Consider the following 18,705-nt stretch of genomic DNA (forward strand, 5'->3'; position numbering starts at 1 on the left):
TGCGGGCGCCCGTTCCCCGGAACAGCTCTCAGGGATCTCTCAGCGGCTCGGCGGCGGCCGACCGGGTCCACCCGACGGCGGCGGGCCACCGGGCCCACCGGGTCCACCCGACGGCGGCGAGCCACCGGGTCCACCGGGTCCAACCGACGGCGGCGAGCCACCGGGTCCACCGGGTCCACCCGACGGCGGCGGGCCGGGCGCCCCGGACGGCGCCCCGTCGCCGCGGAGCTGCCCGCCGGTCGGGGTGGTCGTGGTGTCCACGCCCACCTCCAGGGTCACCACCAGCCCGCTCATCGGGGTTCCGGTGACGGTGGCGAGCTGCAGGGCGCCGGAGTCCTCGCCGAACACGTTGTCGCCGTCGAGGGAGACCTGCGCCAGGTTGGTGACCGACGCCTCGTACCCGGTCTGCTGGTAGACCTCGTCGCAGATCTCCTTCGGCAGCGCCACCTGGGAGGTGGCGATCGCCTTCGTCGCGTCGGTGATGCTCGCCTGGTCGGGGTAGACCTCGAAGTGCACGTGCGGCCACCGCCCGCTGTAGCAGGCCGGGAAGATGCTGGTGAACGTCACCTCGCCGGCGTCGTCGGCGATCTGCACGCCGCGCAGGTAGTTCTCCCCGGTGATGCCGGCGGAGTAGAGCGAGTAGGCGCCGGCCCGGTCGCAGTGCCACACGTAGACGGCCACCCCGGTGTAGGCGGCGCCCGCGTTGGCCAGGTCCCGGAGGCTGAGGGTGAGGGTCATCGGCACGCCGGGCGCCTTGCCGGTGGCGGCGCCGAAGCTGCTGGTGATGTCGCTGCGGACCACCCCGCTCTCGGTGAGCACGTCCGGCCCGTTCGAGCCGTCGCCGGGGTAGGGGCCGGCCGTCTCGTCCGGTATCTCGCCGAGCGCCGCGGTCTCCGTCGCGGCCTGCTCCTGCGTGCCGCATCCGCCCAGGCCGAGGGCGATCGCGCCGAGGCCGAGCACCCGCAGGGCCTGCCGGCGGCGCAGGGTCGCCAGGTCGAAGGCCAGGCCCTGGTCGACGACGTCCGCGCCGGGACGGGGCAGCGGTCGCCCCTGATAGCTGTCCATACAAATCCCCCTTTTACTGACATAAAGCTATCCGGCACTCATCCCCTAGGGGACCTTCTCAGCCGGATCACAGCGGCTCCGGCGCACAGTGGGTCGCAGAGATTCGGGAGGTGGACATCGTGTCTGCATTGAGGTCCAGGCCGGCACTGCGCTGGTTGGTCCCGTCGGCTGCGGCGGTACTTGTCATCGGGGGTGGCGCGGCGGCCGGAACCATCGTGGCGAACGCGGACCCGGCACTGCCGGACCGCAGCGCCGCACAGTTGCTCGTCGATCTGCAGAGCGCCGACCCGTCGGGCTTCTCCGGCACCGTGGTGCAGAGCGCCGATCTGGGTCTGCCGGGCATCGCGGGGCTGCTCGGGAACGCGACCGGCGGCAGCGGCAACCTGACCAGCCTGATCGCCGGCAGCAACACCGCTCGCCTGTGGTATGCGGGTGAGGAGAAGATGCGGTTCTCGCTGCTCGGCACGAACAGTGAGACCGACGTGATCCGCAACGGCTCCGACGTGTGGATCTGGGAGAGCAAGGAGAACACCGGCACGCACCTGAAGGTGCCGGCGGGCATGACGGGCAAGGAGGCGGCGCCGGAGGCGAGCGCTTCCGCGCTGACCCCGCAGCAGGCGGCGGACGCGGCGCTGGCGGCGATCGACGGCACCACCAAGGTGGAGACGACCGGCGCGGCCGAGGTGGCCGGGCGGGACGCGTACGAGCTGGTGATCAGCCCGCGGGACACCGAGTCGCTGGTCGGCCAGGTGCGCCTGGCGATCGACGCGAAGGAGCACATCCCGCTGCGCGTCGACGTCTACGCGAAGAACACCACCAAGCCGGCGATCCGGGTGGCGTTCGAGCAGATCACCTTCACGGTGCCGGACGACCAGCAGTTCGCGTTCAACCCGCCGCCGGGCGCCAAGGTCACCGAGCAGTCCGTGCCGGAGGACGCGGTGAAGGGCGGCGGCGAGGAGGCGCACAAGGCCGCCGAGGAAGCGCACAAGGCCGCCCGTGAGGCCAGCGCCGACAAGGGCGACTTCAAGGTCGTCGGCGAGGGCTGGACGTCCGTCGCCGTGGCCAAGGGCCCGAACCTCGACGAGCTCACCAAGCTCACCGACGAGGCCGGCAAGCAGGGTGCGGAGGGCGCCGACGCGTCCAAGCTGGCCGAGGGTGTCCTCGGCACGCTGCAGCCGGTGAGCGGCGCCTGGGGCAGCGGCAAGCTGCTGTCGGGCTCGCTGTTCACGGTGCTGCTCACCGACGACGGCCGGATCCTCGCCGGCGCCGTCACCCCGGAGGCCCTCTACAAGGCGGCCGCCGCGAAGTAAGCGACAACCCCCGCTCGAACTGCCGCGCCGGCTGCCCCGGCGCGGCAGTTCGCTTTTCTCAGCCGATCAGGCGCTCGCGGACGGCCTCGATCTCGGCGGTGGTGACGCCGTTCTCCCGCAGGTACGCCTCGAGGCCGCCGTAGCGGGTCTCGGCGTGGGCGAGGGTGTGGCTCATCGCGGCGGCGTCGGCGCCCGGGGTGGCGGCGTAGTCGGCGGCGATGTCGTCCGGGGCGGCGCCGGCCAGGCCGAGCAGGACGGCGGCGAGCAGGCCGGTCCGGTCCCGGCCGCCGTGACAGTGGATGATAACGGCGCCCGGCGGGGCGGCGGCGATCTCGCGGACGGCCCGGGCCACGCGGACGCCGTTGTGGTCGAGCATCGGGGCGTAGGTGTGGTCGAGCACCTCGTAGCCGAGCGGGTCGGACAGCAGCGGCACGTTGCGGTAGTACGGGTCGGCGGCGAACGGGCTCGGGGATGCCTCGCACTCGCGCGGCCAGCGCAGGTCGAGGATCAGGGCCGGGGGCCGTGCGCGGAGCCGGGCGACAGCGGCCGGGGTCAGCAGGGCGTGGCTGTCGGCGCGGATCAGGGCGTCCTCGCGGAGGCGGCCGCCGTCACGGATCGGGAGGCCGCCGAGATCGCGGGCGTTCACGCAGTCGGGCCAGTCGAGTCGCACGGTTCCCAACCTAGCCCGGCGTGTCCTATTGAAGTTGGGAATCGTTTTCAACGAAGATCGGGGCGTTCCTGTCGTACCGCTGAAAGGAAGTGCCCCATGTCGCTGAACGTCTCCCCCGCCCTGCTCGAGACCGCGGAACGCGGTGAGGTGAGCGACGCCGAGTTCGTCGACTGTGTCCGGGAGTCGCTGCCCTACGCCTGGGAGGTCGTCAGCTCGGTGATGGCCGACCTGCGCGTCTCCGGCGGCGACTTCGCCGACCACGAGATCCCGCCGCCGTCGGAGAGCGAGCGCGGGCAACTGTTGCGGGCACTGGCCAGCGACGCCATCCGCGGCGGGCTGGAGCGGCACTTCGGTGCCCGGCTCGCGTTCCAGAACTGCCACCGGGTGGCCGCCTTCGAGCACACCGCGGTCGGCGGCGAGCGCTGGCAGCGGTTCGTGTCGCCGCGCGGCCAGCTGCTCAACCAGTCGCCGGAGCTGCGCAACTGCTGACGGTCAGAACGTCAGCTCGGCCAGGCTGCCGATCCGGCGCACCTCCACGCCGGGGTGTGCGCCGGACCGGTCGAGCAGGACCGCGGGCAAGCCGGCCGCGAGCGCGCCGCGCACGTCCTTCTCCAGCGAGTCGCCGACCATCAGGGCCGCCGCGGGCGAAAGCCCGAGCAGGTCGACGACGTGCCGGAACGCCCGCGGATCCGGTTTGCCGGCCGGGAGCGACGACGAGGCGACCAGCACGTCGATCTCGGACGACAGGCCCAGCCGGTCGAGCTTGCGGCGCTGCTGGCCCTCGTCGCCGTTGGTCAGCACCGCCGCGGTCAGGCCGGCCGCCCGCACCCGGCGCAGCGCCGGGATCGCGTCGTCGAAGATCGTCCAGCCGGCCTCGTAGCGCTCCAGATAGCCGGCGAACAGCGCGTCGGCCTCGGCATCGGTCAGGTCGGCGGCCAGGAACTCGCGGACCCGCTCGCGCCGCTGGCCGGCGAAGGTGATCTCCCGGCTCTGATAGCGCGCGTAGTGCCGCTCGGACACCGCGGCCCAGCGCGCCCGCACGTCCGGCCCGGTGACGCCGACCGTCGCGGCCCAGGCGGCCACCGCCGCGCCGGACGCTGTCACCTGGTCGACGAGCGTGTCGTCCAGATCGAAGATCACCGCGCGCATCATCGTTCGGCGAGCCTACCCGGCGCTGTCCCGGCGCGGGGCCGCGGGACGGCCACCGGGACCGGCCGCTGGTGGCGCAGCAGCGCGTGGGCGGCGGCGAGCAGCACCGACGCGGCGAGCGCGTCGAGCCAGTAGTGGTTGCCGGTGGCGACCACTACCAGCAGCGTGATCAGCGGGTGGAGCAGCCACAGTGCACGGTAGCGGCCGGTGGTGGCGGCGATCAGGGCGATCGCGACCAGCAGCGCCCAGCCGACGTGCAGGGACGGCATCGCCGCATACTGGTTGGCGAGCCGGTCGGTCTCCGGCGGGCCGTAGACGGCCGGGCCGTAGAGGCGGCCCAGGTCGAGCATGCCGGCCTCGGTCAGCATCCGCGGGGGCGCGAGGGGCATCAGGAAATGTACGCCCAGAGCCCCGCCCGTGAGCAGCACGATGACGTTGCGCGTCCACCGGTAGTGGGCGGGCCGCCACCGGTAGAGCCAGATCAGGCAGGCCGCCGTGGCGGGGAAATGGACGTACGCGTAGTAGCTGTTCGCCGCCTCGACCAGCGTGTCCCAGCCGAGCACCGCCTGCTGGACGGCCGGTTCGCCGGGGAGCCGCAGCCATCGTTCGGCGTCCCAGAGCGCCCGCGCGTTGCCGAACGCCTCGTCCACGTGGCCGTCGGCGGCGACCCGGGCCACCTTGTAGACCAGGAAGAGGCCGGCGACCAGGGCCAGCTCCCGCAGCGCCGGCAATCGTCGGGTGTCGCTCGCCATACCGCCCCCTGTCGATCAAGGGGCATAGCATCCGCCGATCTTGCAGTTTGTGCAAGATTCACCGGAGAAGCTGTGAGGCAACCCGCCGTTCACGTTCGTTCGACGGCGCCCGCGGTCAGCAGCACGGCCACGGCGGTGGCCACCAGCGCCAGGGTCAGCCAGTGCGGGCTCACGGCGTACCACAGAAGAAGATGGACCGCACCGCTCGCCGCGACCAGCCCGGCGCCGATCGCGCGCCGCGTGCGCGCCGGCAGCAGGCTCAGGCACAGCCACGGCAGACGTCCCGCCGGCGTCAGCACCCGGATCGCCAGACCCACCGTGACCAGCGCCATCACCACCGCCGCACCGCGCGCCAGCAGCAGCGCCGGCGCCCACCAGCGGCCGCCCAGGGTCAGCGCCACCACCACCGGGACACCGGCCGACAGGCCCCGGCGCAGCCCGGCCAGCAGCCCTCGGACCGGCCAGCTCAGGGCCGGCGCGCCGTACCGGTCGGGGTGGTCGGCGGCCAGCTGCCGCAAGCCGCGCATCGCCTCCCGGACCCGCAGCTTCTCCGCGTCCAGCACCGCGATCATCCAGCGGCCCTCGGCATCCTCCGGGTCCTCGGCCAGCGCCCGCGCGGCCGCCGCACGGGCCGCGTCGCGACGGCCGGCGTTGCGTTCCACCTCGGCCAGCGTCATCAGATCCGGCACCGAATGCGGCGCGAGCGTCACCGCGCGGGTGGCCGCGTCCCGGGCCCCGTCGAACTCCCGGCGCAGCACCAGGCAGCGGGCCAGCGCGCGATGCGGCTCCGGGCGGCCCGGCGCCAGCCGCACCGCCTCCCCGGCCGCCTCCCGAGCGTCACCGGAGCGGCCCAGCAGCAGCAGGCACTCGGCGCGCTCGATGTGAACCACCGACTGGCCGGGGGCGGCGGCCACGGCGGCGTCGGCGAACTCCAGGGCGTCCGCGTAGTGGCCCTGCAACCGCCGCAGGCCGGCCAGCAGACCGAGCAGCTCGGCGTCGGCGGGGGTCTCGGCCAGGCCCTCGCGGACCGCCGTCTCGGCCTGTTCCAGACGGCCGACACCGGCCAGCGCCCGGGCGCGGGCGGCGGCGCTCATCCGGCCTCGCGACTCATCGGATGTTGCGCCGGATGAGGCCGCGCCTCGCGCCTCATCGGATCTTGCGCTTCTTGAGGTAGGCGGCCAGGTCGTCGTAGGCGCCGCTCTCGTTGGCGAACATCGCGACGTTGCGCGCGGTGGCGAACCAGGCGTCGGTGGACGGGCGCACCTCGCGGGCCGCGGCCAGCATGTCGGCCTGGCCGATCATGCGGATCTCGCCGGTGTCGATCGAGTCGCGCATCGCGTACTCGGCGGCGGTCTCGCACAGGTGGGCCAGGTCGGCGCCGGAGTAGTGCTCGGTGGCGGCGGCGACCGCGCCCAGGTCGATGCCGGCGACCGGGCGGTCCCGCAGGTGGTATTCGAGGATCGCGGCGCGGGCCGGGGCGTCCGGCGGCAGCACGAGCACGGTCCGGTCCAGCCGGCCCGGGCGGCGCAGCGCCGCGTCGACATCCCACGGCGCGTTGGTCGCGGCGAGCACGAAGACGCCGTCATTACCGCCGTCAACACCGTCAAGTTCAGTCAACAATTGATTCACTACAGTACGCATGGATGACTGCAGTTGACTGCGCTTGTGGCCGAGCGCGTCGATCTCGTCCAGGAACAGCACGCACGGCGCGTGCCCGCGGGCCGACTCGAACAGGTCGTGCAGGTTGCGCTCGGAGCTGCCGATCCACATGTTCAGCACGTCGGTGATGCTCAGGCTGATGAACGCGGCGCCCATCTCCCCGGCGACCGCGCGGGCCAGGAACGTCTTGCCGCACCCGGGCGGGCCGTAGAGCAGCAGGCCGCCGCGCAGGCTCTTGCCGAACAGGCTGCGCAGCTTCGGGTTGCGCAGCGGGCCGAGGAACGACACCTCCAGCCGCTTCTTCACGTCCGTCATGCCGCCGACGTCGGCGAGGGTGACGGTGGACCGCTCGACGTCGAACGCCCGGTCGGCATGCCCGCGCACCGGGTCCGGCTCGCCGTCGGCCCGCGCGAACCGCGGCGGCACCACGTCGCCGAACTGCTCCTCCATGGCCGCCCAGTCGATCCCGCTCCGGTCCGCGGCCTCCCCGGCGGCCGGCGTGGCTGCCGCGCTCTCCGCGGCCTGTTCCTCCGGAGACCCCTTCGGGGGTACGCCCGGAGCACTCCCGGCAACCGTCCCACCACCCAGAGCACGGGTCATGAGCTGCTGCGCCGCCGCGTTGCCGGGCTCGCGGGCCAGGATCTGAGCGACGTGCCCGATCGCCTCCGGGCCGCGGCCGGCCGTGACCAGCAGCTCGGCCAGGTGCAGCCGCAGCGGCAGGTCGTCGGGTCGCGCCTCGACGGCGGCCGCCAGGCTGTTGATCAAGGCATCGCTCATGACAAGCGATTATGCCCGCACGATCGCGTCACCCGGCCGGGGCCACCTCGTGAGGATTCCCCACACTCGCCGCCGACCTGCTCTTATGGGCGCGCGAAGGGGTGACCGGGGTGCGCTTCCGCCTGCCGAAGTGGCGCCCGGCGGATACGATTCGCCAGCGCCCGTCCACGCCGGACCTCTGTGCCGCCGTGCCGAAACAGGTACCCCGGGCGTTGTGCTGGTCGTCAGGGACGCCGGGAAGCGAGGTAAGGATGCCGATCACTCCCGCAGACATTCATAACGTGGATTTCAGGAAGCCGCCGATCGGCAAGCGCGGCTACGACGAGGAGGAGGTCAATGCTCTTCTCGAGGAAGCGAGCCAGGAGATGCTGCGCCTGCTCGACGAGAACGGGGCGCTGACCGCCCGGTTGCGTGAGGTCTCCAGCGGTGCGGCCGACGACATGACCGCCGAGGTGGCCGAGCTGGCCGCCCATCTGCAGTTCATGCGCGAAGGGCTGGCCCGGGCCGAGCACGAGGCCCGGGAGATGCAGGTCCAGCTGGAGCGGGCGCACGACGAGGCCAGGGCGGCGGCGCAGCCACGGCCCGGCGGCGCCGTCGACGACCGGGTGCTGCGGATGGCCCACCGCACCGCCGACGAGCACGTCCGCGACGCCCAGCGCGAGTCGGACGATCTGCTGGTCAGCGCGCGGGCCCAGGCCGACCAGCTGACCGGCGACGCGATCCGGACGGCCGACACGATCGAGGCCGACGCGCGCCGGCAGCATGCCGAGGCGCTGGACGAGGTGGCCCGCGACCGGGCCGCGATGGTCGCCGAGATCGAGCGGCTCGACGAGCTGGCCCAGGACTACCGGTCCGCGCTGGGCGACCACGTCGTCCGCCAGCTGCAGGACCTGGAGGGTGGCACGCCCGCCCTGCCACCGGCCTGATCAGCGCCGGGCAACTGCCGTACCGAGGGAAAAGGCCGCCGTCCAGGAGACGGCGGCCTTGCCCGCTGGTGTCACGCAGGCCGGCGGTAGCCGGCGATAGGACCCCGGTCGATCGTGGCCATGCGCACGTGATCGCCCGTCTGTGGTGCGTGGACCACCATGCCGCCACCGATGTAGATCGAGACATGGTGCACGTCGGAGTAGTAGAAGACCAGGTCACCCGGCTTCAGATCACTCCGGCTCACCGCCCTGGTGGAGCCCCACTGATCCTTCGTGTAGTGCTCGAGATGCACGCCGACCGCGGCCCACGCCTCCTGGGTCAGACCCGAGCAGTCGTAGCTGTTCGGGCCCGCCGACCCGAACACGTACGGCTTGCCGATCAGATCACACGCCTTCTGTGCGGCACGGCCGCCCTTGTCGTTCGTGTAATCCACCGGGCACGGGCCGAGACGCAACGGGCCGTCGTCGGCGTTCGCCTTGCCGTAGGCGGCGACCCGAAGCTTCTGGAGCTTCGTGATCTCCTTCTCGATGGCGACCTTCTTCGTCCCGAGATCCTTGTCGCGGATCTCGATCTCGGACTCGAGCTGGTCGACCTTGGCCTTGTCGGCGGCATACTTGTCGCGGAGCCGGGCGACCTCCGCGATCGACGCCTTCCGGTTGAAGGCGAGCTGGTCGAGAAGCGTGAGCTTGTCCACCATGCCCGTCGGCGAACCGGTCAGGACCATCGCGTTGACGAGGTTCGGCGAGCCCTGCATGTACGCGTCGACGGCCAGACCCCGCACCTCCACCATCGCGGCGTCCACCTGCTTCTGCAGCGGGGCCAGCGTCTTCGCCAGCTCCGTCTGCTGCTTGCGCAGCTTGACCAGCTTGGTGTGGGTGCCGTTGTAGTCCTCGACGACCGGCTCGAGCTGGTTCCACTCCTCGTCGATCTGATCCTCGATCTGCCCGGGAGTGGGCTCGGCATGAGCGACGGTCGGACCCGTGACCAGGATCCCGGCCGCGGCCACCGCGCAGAGCACGATGCGCATGAGGCCGGCGCGACGCGCGCCAATCCGTTTCACGCTGGTGCGTTGTCCTTTCTTCCCGTTCAGCCGCCGACCGGGTTAGCTGACGGGTTCGGGCGGGAAGTCTGCCCGGCCGCGTCGCCGCGGCTTCACCCCAGGTGCTCGGTTCCCCGGCTCGCGCCCGGCCTTGCGGTCACGCGCGATTAGGCGGTGGTCCGCCAGATCGGCCGGGTGGCCGATGGGGGGCTGGGCGGACCGGGGACCACCGTACTCGGATCAAGACGGCAAATGAAGGTCGCACAGCCCGCCGAACTGTACGCAGCGTCACCGATACACTGAGTGTCTACAACGGCCAGCTGTTCAGGGCCCGCGCCAGCCAGGGCACGACGACGATCACGGTGGGTAGTACCAGCAGGCCGGCGGCCCCGGCCACCCCGGCCGCGGTGAGGGCCGCGGAGGCTCCGCCGGGACCGTCCAGACGGGCCAGCCGGCGGCGCCGGGATTCACCCTCCGGATCGGCGGTCACCTCCTCCGCCAGAGGGACGGCGTCGATCAGCCGCGCCAGCGCGGCACGCAACGGGGCCGGCCCGGTCCGGCGGCGGGCAGCGTCGTCGGCCACCATCTCCAGCAGCAGATGTACGGCGTCCAGCGGCGCCTTCGACCGCAGCGGGCCCGGCACCGCCCGGTAGAACGCGGTGAACGACTCCATCACCAGCTCGTGCCGGTGCCGCAGGTGGGCGCGCTCATGGGCGAGGACCGCGTCGACCTGCTCCCGGTCCAGCGTCCGCAGCACCCCGTCGCTGAGCACCACCCGCGGCTCGCGCCCGGGCACGCAGTAGGCCAGCGGCAGCGCCCCGTCGAGCACCCGGACCTCCTCGCCGCCCAGGCCCTCGTGGCGCTCCACCCGGTCGAGCAGGTCGACGAGCATCCGGTGCCGGGCGCGGCGGGCGCGGGCACGGGAACTCACCCGGATCAGCGACACGATCAGCCGGATCACGATGGTCGCGGCCACCGCGAGGGAGAGGAGCAGCGCCGCCACGGTCTCGGGGTGGCGGGCTCCGGCGGCCCGCGCGACCTCCTCGGGGGCGGCGAGGACCACACCGAGAGCGCAGAGCACGGCGGTGAGCGTCTGCGACTGCCAGAGCAGGACGCCGGCGACCGGGGCGCGATCGGTCCACCGGGCGCCCGCCAGGAGTCTCGGCGCCAGCAGCGAGAGCGTCAGCCCGAGGGCGCCGAGCAGGAGGGCGGTCACCGCTCGATGTTACGGGCCTTCTCGATCGCGGCGCGCAGCGCTTCGGGCGGCAGCTGCCCGACGAAGTAGGCGAGCGCCGCGTCCATGTCGGGGGTGGCGCTGAGCGCGTCGAGCATGACGCCTGCGGTCATCTCCTCGCGGGTCTGCGCCGGCGCATACCGGTAGGCGCGGTCGGCGCGCTGCTGGGTGACGAGACCCTTCTTGGCGAGCCGGTCGAGAACCGTCATCACCGTCGTATACGCCAGATCGCGCTCCCGGCTCAGCAGGTCGTGCACCTGCCGGACGGTGAGCGGCTCGCCCGCGTCCCACAACTTCGTCATGACCTCACGCTCGAGGTCGTTCCTCGCCATGTGACCCACTCTACTTCACCGTGTCGTACTACGCGTCGTAGTATCTACTACGAATCGTCGTAGAGGGGCTGCCATGGACGTGCTCGACCTGACCCGGCTGCAATTCGCGGTCGTGACGATCTACCACTACCTCTTCGTGCCGGTGTCGATCTCGCTCGCCTCGGCGGCCGCCGGGTTCCAGATCGCCTGGATCCGCACGTCGCGGGAGAAGTACCTGCACCTCACGAAGTTCACCGGCAAGCTGCTGATCGTCACGTTCGCCGTCGGCGTGGTCACCGGACTGGTCCAGGAGTTCCAGTTCGGGCTCGGGTGGAGCGCGTTCGCCCGGTTCTACGGCGACGTCTTCGGGCCGACGCTCGCCATCGAGGGGATGCTCGCGTTCTTCCTCGAGGCCACGTTCCTGGCGCTGTGGTATTTCGGGTGGGACCGGCTGCCCCGCCTGCTGCACACCGCCACGATCGTGGTCGTCGCGGCCGGGACGCTGCTGTCGGCGTACATCATCCTGGCCGCCAACTCGTTCATGCAGAACCCGGTCGCCTACGCCCTCGACCCGGCCACCGGGCGGGCGCACCTGACCAGTTTCACCGAGCTGCTCACCAACGAGGTGGTGCTCGCCGCGTTCCCGCACACCATGGGCGGGGCCGCGATGGCCGGTGGCGGGCTGCTGATGGCGATCGGGATCTGGCGGGTCTCCGCCGACGCCGCCTTCCGTACCCTGTCCCGGGCCGGCGCCTGGATGATGCTGCTCGGCGGGGCCGTCACCGCGATCAGCGGCGACCACCTCGGCAAGGTGATGACGGCCGTGCAGCCGATGAAGATGGCCGCCGCCGAGGCCCTCTACGAGACGACCACGTCGGCGCCGTTCTCGGTCTTCGCGATCGGGGAGCTCGGGCACGACCGGCCGTTCTTCAGCATCGAGATCCCCGGGCTGCTGTCCTTCCTCGGCACCGGGTCGTTCGGCGGGACCGTGCAGGGCATCGACGATCTGCAGGCGGCTTATGTCGCCCAATACGGGCCGGGCAGCTACGTGCCGATGATCCCGGTGGCCTTCTGGACGTTCCGGTTCATGATCGGGGCCGGCGTGCTCGGGATGGCGCTTGCCGCGTACCACCTCTGGTCCTCCTGGTCTTTCTCCGGGAAGACCCGCCGCGTGCCGCTGCTGCCGGAGTTTCTGCAGCCCGGGCGGGGAACGCCCGGCTGGCTGCGCCGGTTCGTGCTGGTCGCGCCGCTGCTGCCGGCCGCCGCCAACACGTTCGGCTGGGTGTTCACCGAGACCGCCCGGCAGCCGTGGCTCGCGTTCGGCATCTCCAAGGTCGCCGACGGCATCTCCCCCGGACTCACCGGCGTCGAGGTGATCGCGTCGCTGGCCGGGTTCACGCTGGTCTACGGGCTGCTGGCGGTCGCCTGGTGCCGGCTCGTCGTCCACCTCTCGCGCAAGCCGCTCGTTCCGGCCCCCGAAGCCGCCGACGAGCCCGAGCCGGTTCCCGCCTACTAGGAGCGACCTTCATGATCACGTTCTGGTTCGCGGTGCTGGTCCTCGCCTGGGTCCTCTACTTCGTCCTCGAGGGCTTCGACTTCGGCGTCGGCATGCTCACCTTCCTCGGCCGCGACGAACACGAACGCGGCGCCGCCCTGCGCACCATCGGCCCGTTCTGGGACGGCAACGAGGTGTGGCTGGTCGCCGCCGTCGGCGTCACGTTCGCCGCGTTCCCCGACTGGTACGCCGCCCTGATGTCCGCCCTCTACCTGCCGATGGTCGCGATCCTGCTGCTCCTCGCCGTCCGCGGGGTGGCCCTGGAGTTCCGCGGCAAACACGACTCCCCGGCCTGGCGGCGGCGCGCCGACCTGCTCCTGACCGTCTCGTCCGGCGGGGTCGTGCTGCTCTGGGGCGCCGTCCTCGGCATCCTCGTCGACGGACTCGCCCTCCGCGCCGACGGTGAGGTCACCGGCGCCGGGCTCGGCCGCAGCCTCGGCCCGCTGCTCAGTCCCGCCGCCGGACTCGGCGCGCTCGCCGCCCTCCTCGCCGCGGTCCTGCTCGGCGCCACGTTCCTCGCGCTGCGCACCACCGGGCCGGTCCGGCGGCGGGCACGCGACGTCGCCCGCCACACCGGCACGGCCGGAGCCGTCACCCTTCTGCTCATCGGCATCGGTACGGGCAGCCGCCTCACCCTGGCCGCCGCCGCCGTCGTCTTCGCCGCCGGGCTGCTCGCGCGGCGTACCCGGGAGGGGTTGTCGTTCTTCGCCGTCGCCTTCACGGCGGGCGCGGCGGTCGTGGCCGTCTTCACCGCACACGGTGACGTGGTGTTGCGCAGCACCCTCGACCCGGCGTGGTCCCTGACCAGGGAGAGCGCCGCCGCCGGTCCGGAGGCGCTGCGGCTGCTCACCGTCGCCGGTGTGCTGATCCTGCCCGGGGTGCTCGTCTATCAGGCCTGGTCGTACTGGGTGTTCCGGCGTCGCGTCGCCAGCGAGCGGGTCGCCTCGTGACAGCCGTCCCGCGGCCGGGCGACGCACCGTCCGCCTCCGCCGGCGCCCCTTCTGCCGCCGGTCCTGTGTCGCCGGGCGGTGGGGGCCGACCGCGGAGCGCTCGGGGGCCGATCGATCCGCGGCTGCTGCGGCACGCGCGAGCCAGCCGTGGCGGCATCGCCCTGCTGACCCTGATCGGATTCGGTCAGGCGCTGACGACGATCACCATCGCGGTAGCGCTCTGCGGCATCGTCACGGCGATGACCGCGGGCACCCCCGGCGTCCTCGCGGGACCGCTGGACGGCCTCCTCCCGGCCACGATCGGCACGGCGATCGTGCTGCTTGCGGGCGCGTTCGCCGTACGCGGCGCACTGACCTGGGCCGAACAGGTCACCGCTCAGCGAACCGCCACCCGCGTCACCGACGAACTCCGGCAATCCCTGCTGAACCGGGTGGTGCGCCGAGGCCCGGCGTGGGTGGCCGCCTACGGCTCGGGCCGTTTGACCGCAGTGCTCGGCGCCGGCCTGGACGCGTTGCGGCCTTGGTTCTCGGGTTACCTTCCGTCACTCGTCCTGGGCGTACTCCTGCCACCCCTCGTCGTCGTGATCATGGCGGTGGTGGACCCGGCCTCCGCTGTCGTCGCCGTCCTGACGATCCCCCTGCTACCGCTGCTCGGCGCACTGATCGGCTGGGCGACCAAGGCCCGCGCCGAACGGCGCTGGGCAGCGGACTCCCGGTTGGCGGGCCACTTCCTCGACGTCGTACGAGGCCTTCCCACCCTCAGGATGTACGGCCGAGCCGACCGCCAGATCGACGTGATAACCGACCTGACCGACCGTCATCGAGCGGCCACCATGCGGGTGTTGCGGGTCGCGTTCCTGTCGTCGACCGCGCTGGACCTGGTCGGCACCCTGGCGGTCGGCCTGATCGCCGTCCAGGCCGGCCTGCGGGTAGCGGCCGGATCCATGGAACTCGGCCCCGCCCTCCTGGTGATCCTCCTCGCCCCCGAGGCGTACCGCCCGCTCCGCGAGATGGCCGCCCGATACCACGCCTCCACCGACGCGGGCGCCGTGATAGCCGACGTGGACGAGATCCTGTCCACCGGCTCCCCCGCGCCGTCCGGCGCCCCGGCGACCACCGGCTCGCCCCAGCCGCACGCTTCGTCGGCCACCAGTGAGCTCGTACCGTCGAGCGCGCCGGCCTCTCCCGACCCCGTACCGCCGTGCAGCCCTTCGCGCACGCCGGGCCTCGACCCCGTACCGCCGCGCAGTCCTTCGCCGACGCCGGCCACCGTCGGACCTTTACCGTCGCGCATCGCTTTGCGCACGCCCGATCCGGACAGGGACCCCGCGCCGCTGCGCCATTCCTCACACACGCGCCGTCCGCACGGGCCGGCCACCGACGGCGGCGTCCTCGGTCTCGTCCCGCCGGGTGAGGCCGCTCTGCTGTCGCCGCCGTTCGGGCATGTCACCGCTCCAGCGGGAGACGCCCGTCGGATCACTGTGGAGCCGCCGCTGTTCGGCCGTGCGGCCTCGGGCCGGTGGGGAGTGCGGGCCTCCGGACTCCGAGCCCGGTATCCGGGAGCATTCGACGACGCGCTCGATCTGCCGGAGCTGAGGGTTCGCGCCGGTGAATTCGTCGCGTTGCGGGGCAGGTCAGGCGCCGGCAAGACCACGGCGTTGCGTGTGCTCGCCGGACTGCACCCCGCCGAATCGGGGGCGATGGCCGTCGGCAGAACCTTCTACCTGCCGCAACGGCCGGCTCTCCCGCACGCCCGTACCGTGGCCGAAGCCTTCCCGCCGGACGCCACAACACAGGAGATCCGCGACGCGCTCCACGTGGCGGGCCTGAGTGGCGAAGTGACCGAGCAGACGCCCCTGGGCGAACTGGCCGCAGGCATCTCCGCAGGCCAGCGCCAACGTCTCGCCCTCGCGGCGCTGCTGCACCGTACCGCCCGTGCCGTCACCGACCACCGCGACGCGCCCTCGGTCGTCACATTGCTGCTCGACGAGCCGACGGCCCACCTCGACAGCACCGCCGAGCACCTGATCATCGCCCGCCTGCACGAGCTGGCCGCCAAGGGTTGTGCCGTCCTGGTCGTAGCCCACCGCCCGGCCCTGCTGGCCGCCGCCGACCGCGTGGTGGACGTCCATTCGCCGTCGGACGCCGCGCTCCCCCGGGCCACCGTGACGGCTACGCTCGCCGGCCCTCTCGAACTTCCCACATGGACCGCATCCCCGCCGAAAGACACCGACAACCCCGATGACACCGTGGCAGCGGCTGTGCCCGACCATGCGGGACCGCGCGAACGGATCACCGGCGCCGCGGCAGCACCGGCGGACATCCGCGACACGGGATCCCCTTCGCTGCCCGACGCCGCGGTCACCGGCGGCACGAGACGATCCCGACACCCACATGCTCCGGCCACGAACGACGAGGAAGGCACGGGGCGGTCGCACGCGGGGGCCGCGGGTGGGCGGGCGACGGACGGTCGCTGGTGGGGGCGGCTGTGGGTGGCGGCTGTGCTGGGGGCCGGGTCGGCGGCTGCCGGGATAGTGCTGACCGGAGCCGCGGCGTGGCTGCTGGTCAGGGCATCATCGCTACCGCCGGTGCTCAGTCTGTCCGCGGCGGTGGTGCTGGTCCGGGGCAGTGCTGTCGCCCGGCCGCTGTTGCGCTACCTGGAACGGCTCGTCTCCCACGAAGTCGCGTTCGCGCGGCTCGGCAGGCGGCGGGCGTCGGTGTATGCGGACCTGATCCCGCATGTTCCCGGTCCACGGTTGCACCGGCGCGGGGATCTGCTCACCCGGCTCGTCGACGATGTGGACGCGACCACCGACGGCCTGTTGCGAGGACGGCTCCCGGTGATCGCCGCCGCGGTCACCGGAGGCCTCGCCGTGGCGGTGACCGCCGGTGTGGCGGCGCAGACCGCGGTTCCCGTGGCGGTGGGTCTGCTGGTCGCCGGAGTGGTCGCTCCGGCGTTCGCGGCCCGTCAGGTGGACCGGCAGGAGGGGGCCACCGGCGCGGCCCGGTCCGCGTTGCGGGACGCCGTGGTCGAAACCGTCGACGGGGTCGAGGATCTGGCCGCGGGCGGTGGCCGTACGGACGTGCCCCGCACCCTGAGCCGCGATCTTGCCGCCCTGGAGGCACGAACGGCCCGAGAAGCTGGACTGGCCGCGGCCATCGCCCACATCGGGTGGGGCATGGCGGCCGCAGGCGTCGCGGTGGTCCTCGCACGCGGCGGACTGAGTGCCGAATGGAGCGCGGTGATGCTGCTCGGCGTCGTCGTGCTCGGCGAGACGATGGTGCCCTTGCCTGAGGCAGCCGTAGCCAGACGACGTGCCGCCGCCGCCGAGCACCGAGTGGCCGAACTGACGACCGACATGCACGGCGACATCGACGATCCTCATGTCAACACAGAAAACCCCGTCAACACGACGGTCAACGTTGACAAGCGGGTCAACGTGTTGATCAACAGTGACGAGCCCGTCGACGCGGCGGTCAACGTTGACGAGCACGTCAACGCGGCGATCAACGTTGACGAGCACGTCAACGCGGCGATCAACGTTGACGAGCACGTCAACGCGGCGATCAACGTTGACGAGCACGTCGACAGGGGCATCAATGTTGAGGAGTCGGTCTTCTTGGGGGCGTCTGCGCTTGAGCGCGGGGTGAGGGCTCGCGGGGCGGTTCGGGTTGACGGGGTTGTTGCGGGATGGAGGCGGGCGGACGGGGCTGTTCTGGACGGGGTTCGGCTGGTGCTGCCTGCCGGCTCGCGGACGGCGATCATGGGCCGGTCGGGATGTGGCAAGTCGACGCTTGCGGCTGTGCTTGCCGGGCTGCTGTCGCCCTGGGCCGGGAACGTCGAGGTCAGCGGTACCGCGGTGCTCGTCGGGGAGGAGACCGGACACGTGTTCGCGTCGACCGTACGAGAAAACCTGCGTCTTGCCTCGCCTGCGGCGACCGATTCGCAGTTGCGGGCCGTGCTGGGCCGGGTCGGTTTGGGTTGGATGGATCTCGATGCGTGGCTGGGGGCCGGCGGTGGCACGATCTCGGGTGGGCAGCGGCGGCGGCTGGCGACCGCGCGGGCGCTGCTCGCGGATCCCGCGTTGCTGATTCTGGACGAGCCGACCGAAGGCATCGACGAGGCGGGGGCGCGGGAGTTGATGACGGATCTGCTGGATGCGGCTTCGGGGCGGACCGTGCTGGTGTTCGCGCACCGGACCGACGGTCTCGACATGGTCGACCGCCTCCTGGAGCTCACCCCGAACGGCCTCAAAGAGAAGAATGTCGGATTGGAACGATCGGTCCTTTAAAGTGGGATCATGGCGCGGACGGCGGCACCCGGCACCCGGGACACCATCCTGACGGCGGCCGCCGGACTCTTCTACGAGTTCGGCGTCCGCGCGGTCGGCATGGCCCAGGTCGTCGAGGCGGCCGGCTGCGGGAAAAACCTGCTGTACAAGCATTTTCCCAGCAAAGCGGACCTGGCGGCGGCATATCTCACGCTCACCCGCCGTGAACGCGAACGCACCGTCGCCGAGGTGCTGCGCTGGCCGACGGATCCCACCGATCGCCTGCTCGCCCTGGTCACCGAGATCGCCGACACCGTCCGCCGGCCCGGATATCGCGGGTGCGCGTTCCGAAACTACCTGACCGAGTTCCCCGGCGAAACCGACGAACCCGCCCGTATCGCCCAATCCTATCTCGCCGACAGCCGCGCCCAGATGGATCGCCTCGTCATCGGCGCGGGCGGCGACGAACTACTCGCCGACCGCATCTGGCTCGTCGTCAACGGCCTGCATTCCGGAACGCCCACCGATGCGCCGGTCGCGGTCCATTGGATAACCGAGATGGTACGGCCACCAGGAGCACCGTGAGCCACCACGCGAGGCAGGCGTTCCGTCCCGGCCGAAACGCGGCCGCCGGGCCGAAGCGGCCCGTCACCGCGAATCCCGGCCCCCGACCGCACCACCTACTCCGGCACAGCACCATGCCACCACTCAGATGCCGTTCATGCAGTTCTGCCGCGCCGGCCACTTCGCCCGGCAGCCGTCCCCATAGACGACCGTTGCCACAGACGACCATCCGTGGCCGACAGCCGTTGGCCAGCAACCGTTCGAGGCGGGCGACCGTTCGGCGCGGGCGACCGTTCGGCGCGGGCGACCGTTCGTGACCGGCCGGGTGCCCGAGGCCGACGGCCGTTCGGGCCAGCGGATACCCGTGGCCAACAGCCGATCGGACCGACAGCCGTTCGGACCGACAGCCGTTCGTGACCAGCCGATACCCGTGGCCGGCAGCCACTCCTGGCCGGCAGCCACTCCTGGCCAG

The 18,705-nt window shown here is 72.2% G+C and carries 16 protein-coding genes and 1 riboswitch; of the genes, 7 read left to right on the top strand and 9 right to left on the bottom strand.

Annotated features, from left to right (window positions below):
• Positions 1-39 precede the first annotated feature (39 nt).
• Complete coding sequence (locus tag BM290_RS19350; RefSeq protein WP_143133834.1) at positions 40-1,065, bottom strand: dioxygenase family protein; 1,026 nt, start codon at positions 1,063-1,065, stop codon at positions 40-42.
• A 119-nt stretch (positions 1,066-1,184) separates the two neighbouring features.
• Here BM290_RS19350 and BM290_RS19355 point away from each other — a divergent pair, with 119 nt between their 5' ends.
• Positions 1,185-2,375, top strand: a complete 1,191-nt coding sequence (locus BM290_RS19355; protein ID WP_093616659.1) for a LolA family protein — start codon at positions 1,185-1,187, stop codon at positions 2,373-2,375.
• 58 nt (positions 2,376-2,433) lie between these two features.
• Here the strand turns inward: BM290_RS19355 and BM290_RS19360 are convergent, their stop codons facing one another.
• Positions 2,434-3,045, bottom strand: coding sequence for a tyrosine-protein phosphatase (locus tag BM290_RS19360; RefSeq protein WP_093616661.1), 612 nt, complete (start codon positions 3,043-3,045; stop codon positions 2,434-2,436).
• Positions 3,046-3,141: 96 nt separating this feature from the next.
• On the opposite strand from BM290_RS19360, the gene BM290_RS19365 reads away from it, so the two are divergent.
• Entirely contained in the window at positions 3,142-3,534 is a 393-nt protein-coding gene (locus tag BM290_RS19365) for an SCO5389 family protein (RefSeq protein WP_093616000.1), read from the top strand.
• A gap of 3 nt (positions 3,535-3,537) precedes the next feature.
• Here the strand turns inward: BM290_RS19365 and BM290_RS19370 are convergent, their stop codons facing one another.
• The 4 genes from BM290_RS19370 to BM290_RS19385 form a co-directional block, all read right to left on the bottom strand.
• On the bottom strand, positions 3,538-4,194 hold the full coding sequence (locus BM290_RS19370; protein ID WP_239143594.1) for an HAD family hydrolase: 657 nt from the start codon (positions 4,192-4,194) through the stop codon (positions 3,538-3,540).
• Positions 4,194-4,946: a phosphatase PAP2 family protein gene (locus BM290_RS19375; RefSeq protein WP_093616004.1), complete on the bottom strand. Its 753-nt coding sequence runs from the start codon at positions 4,944-4,946 to the stop codon at positions 4,194-4,196. The genes BM290_RS19370 and BM290_RS19375 overlap by 1 nt, the downstream gene beginning before the upstream one ends.
• Before the next feature lie 89 nt (positions 4,947-5,035).
• On the bottom strand, positions 5,036-6,040 hold the full coding sequence (locus BM290_RS19380; RefSeq protein WP_093616006.1) for a tetratricopeptide repeat protein: 1,005 nt from the start codon (positions 6,038-6,040) through the stop codon (positions 5,036-5,038).
• A gap of 52 nt (positions 6,041-6,092) precedes the next feature.
• Positions 6,093-7,382, bottom strand: a complete 1,290-nt coding sequence (locus tag BM290_RS19385) for an AAA family ATPase (protein ID WP_093616008.1) — start codon at positions 7,380-7,382, stop codon at positions 6,093-6,095.
• Positions 7,383-7,633: 251 nt separating this feature from the next.
• Here BM290_RS19385 and BM290_RS19390 point away from each other — a divergent pair, with 251 nt between their 5' ends.
• Positions 7,634-8,308, top strand: a complete 675-nt coding sequence (locus tag BM290_RS19390) for a DivIVA domain-containing protein (RefSeq protein ID WP_093616010.1) — start codon at positions 7,634-7,636, stop codon at positions 8,306-8,308.
• A 71-nt stretch (positions 8,309-8,379) separates the two neighbouring features.
• Here the strand turns inward: BM290_RS19390 and BM290_RS19395 are convergent, their stop codons facing one another.
• The 3 genes from BM290_RS19395 to BM290_RS19405 form a co-directional block, all read right to left on the bottom strand.
• Positions 8,380-9,369 (bottom strand): C40 family peptidase, encoded by a 990-nt coding sequence (locus tag BM290_RS19395; RefSeq protein WP_239143593.1) that lies wholly within the window; start codon positions 9,367-9,369, stop codon positions 8,380-8,382.
• A 16-nt stretch (positions 9,370-9,385) separates the two neighbouring features.
• Positions 9,386-9,532, bottom strand: a riboswitch (cyclic di-AMP (ydaO/yuaA leader).
• A 123-nt stretch (positions 9,533-9,655) separates the two neighbouring features.
• The gene (locus tag BM290_RS19400) at positions 9,656-10,564 is read right to left on the bottom strand and encodes a M56 family metallopeptidase (protein WP_093616012.1); all 909 of its coding nucleotides are present in this window, start codon (positions 10,562-10,564) and stop codon (positions 9,656-9,658) included.
• Complete coding sequence (locus BM290_RS19405) at positions 10,561-10,914, bottom strand: BlaI/MecI/CopY family transcriptional regulator (RefSeq protein WP_093616014.1); 354 nt, start codon at positions 10,912-10,914, stop codon at positions 10,561-10,563. Before BM290_RS19405 ends, BM290_RS19400 begins: the two co-directional genes overlap by 4 nt.
• Before the next feature lie 73 nt (positions 10,915-10,987).
• On the opposite strand from BM290_RS19405, the gene BM290_RS19410 reads away from it, so the two are divergent.
• The 4 genes from BM290_RS19410 (at position 10,988) to BM290_RS19425 (ending at position 18,254) form a co-directional block, all read left to right on the top strand.
• Positions 10,988-12,409, top strand: coding sequence for a cytochrome ubiquinol oxidase subunit I (locus tag BM290_RS19410; protein WP_093616016.1), 1,422 nt, complete (start codon positions 10,988-10,990; stop codon positions 12,407-12,409).
• An 11-nt stretch (positions 12,410-12,420) separates the two neighbouring features.
• A complete protein-coding gene (cydB, locus tag BM290_RS19415; RefSeq protein ID WP_093616018.1) occupies positions 12,421-13,398 on the top strand; it encodes a cytochrome d ubiquinol oxidase subunit II in 978 nt (325 codons plus the stop codon).
• Positions 13,395-17,690: a thiol reductant ABC exporter subunit CydD/CydC gene (locus BM290_RS19420; protein WP_425319638.1), complete on the top strand. Its 4,296-nt coding sequence runs from the start codon at positions 13,395-13,397 to the stop codon at positions 17,688-17,690. The genes cydB and BM290_RS19420 overlap by 4 nt, the downstream gene beginning before the upstream one ends.
• 99 nt (positions 17,691-17,789) lie before the next feature.
• Positions 17,790-18,254, top strand: coding sequence for a TetR/AcrR family transcriptional regulator (locus tag BM290_RS19425; RefSeq protein ID WP_239143595.1), 465 nt, complete (start codon positions 17,790-17,792; stop codon positions 18,252-18,254).
• Positions 18,255-18,705 lie beyond the last annotated feature (451 nt).

This window comes from Actinoplanes philippinensis (genome assembly GCF_900113015.1).
Taxonomy (GTDB): Bacteria; Actinomycetota; Actinomycetes; order Mycobacteriales; family Micromonosporaceae; genus Actinoplanes; species Actinoplanes philippinensis.